The organism is Streptomyces diastatochromogenes (assembly GCF_002242805.1).
In the GTDB taxonomy this organism is placed as follows: Bacteria; Actinomycetota; Actinomycetes; order Streptomycetales; family Streptomycetaceae; genus Streptomyces; species Streptomyces diastatochromogenes.
Genome location: NZ_MCGQ01000139.1, coordinates 1 through 1,886, shown reverse-complemented (window position 1 = coordinate 1,886; position 1,886 = coordinate 1). Strand labels below are relative to the sequence as shown.

Below are 1,886 nucleotides of genomic sequence, written 5' to 3'. Positions count from 1 at the left end.
CGCGGCGATCGACGCGATCAACGTGGTCGATCTCGACCACTATCTGCTCAAGCCGTGGGACCCGCCCGAGGAGAAGCTCTACCCGGTCCTGGACGACCTGCTGGCCGCCTGGCGGGCCACCGACCACCGGCCCGCTCCCAGCGTCAAGGTCGTCGGGCACCGCTGGTCGGCGCGGTCGTCCCAGGTGCGGGAGTTCCTGGCCCGCAACCACGTCCCCTACCGCTGGTACTCGGCCGACGAGCCGGAGGGCCGACGCCTGCTCTCCGCCGCCGGACACGACGCCGAACGGCTCCCGCTGGTGGTCACCCCGGACGGCACACCGCTGGTGGAGCCGGACGACCGTGAGCTGGCGGCGCGGGTGGGCCTCGCGACGACGCCGGCCGAGGACTTCTACGACCTGGTCGTGGTCGGCGGCGGTCCGGCGGGGCTCGCCGCGGCCGTGTACGGAGCCTCCGAAGGGCTGCGTACCGTGCTCGTGGAGCGGTCGGCCACCGGCGGGCAGGCCGGCCAGAGCTCACGGATCGAGAACTACCTCGGCTTCCCGGACGGCGTCTCCGGCGCCCAGCTCACCGACCGCGCCCGCCGCCAGGCCACCAAGTTCGGCGCCGAGATCGTGACCGCCCGCGAGGTGACGGGACTTGAGGCCGACGGGGCGTCCCGCACGGTCCGCTTCTCGGACGGCTCCGCGATCGCCGCACACAGCGTCCTTCTCGCGACGGGCGTCTCCTACCGCCAGCTCGGCGCGCCGGGCCTGGCCGAGCTGAACGGGCGCGGTGTCTTCTACGGCTCGGCGCTCACCGAGACCTCGGCCGGCTCCGGCCACGACGTGTACATCGTCGGCGGCGCCAACTCCGCGGGCCAGGCAGCGATGCACCTGTCCAAGACCGCCAAGTCGGTCACCCTGCTGGTGCGCGGCTCGTCCCTGGCCGCGTCGATGTCGTACTACCTGATCCAGCAGATCGAGCAGACGCCCAACATCACCGTGCGCACCGGCACGGTCGTCGAGGAAGCCCATGGCACGGACCACCTGGAACAGCTGACCCTGCGTGACACCGAGACCGGGCACACCGAACTCGTCGACACCCAGTGGCTGTTCGTCTTCATCGGTGCCGCCCCGCACACCGACTGGCTGGAGGGAACCGTGGCCAGGGACGAGCGCGGATTCGTCCTCGCCGGCCCCGACCTGACCGCCGACGGACAACCCCCGACGGGCTGGGAGCCGACCCGGCCGCCGTACCACCTGGAGACCAGCGTGCCGGGCGTGTTCGTGGCGGGCGACGTACGCGCCGAGTCCGCCAAGCGCGTCGCCTCCGCCGCCGGCGAGGGAGCCATGGCCGTGATGCTCGTCCACCGCTACCTGGAGCAGTCATGAACGACCAGCCGACGCCCTGCGAGGTGGAGGAGCTGAGCACCCTCTTCCTCTTCGAGAACCTGACCGAGGAGCAGTTGGCACGGCTGTGCCGCGAGGGCCGGGTGGAGCGGTTCGAGACCGGTCCCGTGTACCAGGAAGGCGACCCCGCCACCTGCTTCTTCGTCCTCCTCGAAGGCACACTCGTGCTGACCCGCCGGATCGGCGAGGACGACGTGGAGATCAACCGCACCTCGCACCGCGGGACGTACGCGGGTGCCCTGCAGGCGTACATGCGCGGCTTCGAGGGCGAGCGCTACCGCAACTCCCTGCGGGTGACGGAGCCTTCGCGGTTCTTCGTCCTGCCCGCCGAGACCTTCGCCTCGATCATGCGTGACTGGTTCCCGATGGCCGTCCATCTCCTGGAGGGCCTGTTCTTCGGCACCCAGACCACCCAGCAGACCATCAACCAGCGCGAACGGCTGCTGGCACTCGGCTCGCTGTCCGCCGGGCTGACCCATGAGCTGAACAACCCGGC

General features: G+C 71.1%; 2 protein-coding genes. Both read left to right on the top strand.

The annotated features are described in order from the left end of the window. On the top strand, positions 1-1,372 hold a 1,372-nt coding region (locus tag BEK98_RS47110), incomplete at its 5' end, for an NAD(P)/FAD-dependent oxidoreductase (RefSeq protein WP_094222944.1). Next, positions 1,369-1,886, top strand: a 518-nt coding sequence (locus tag BEK98_RS47105; protein ID WP_143684285.1) for a cyclic nucleotide-binding domain-containing protein, incomplete at its 3' end; no start/stop codon positions are given. The genes BEK98_RS47110 and BEK98_RS47105, both read left to right, overlap by 4 nt.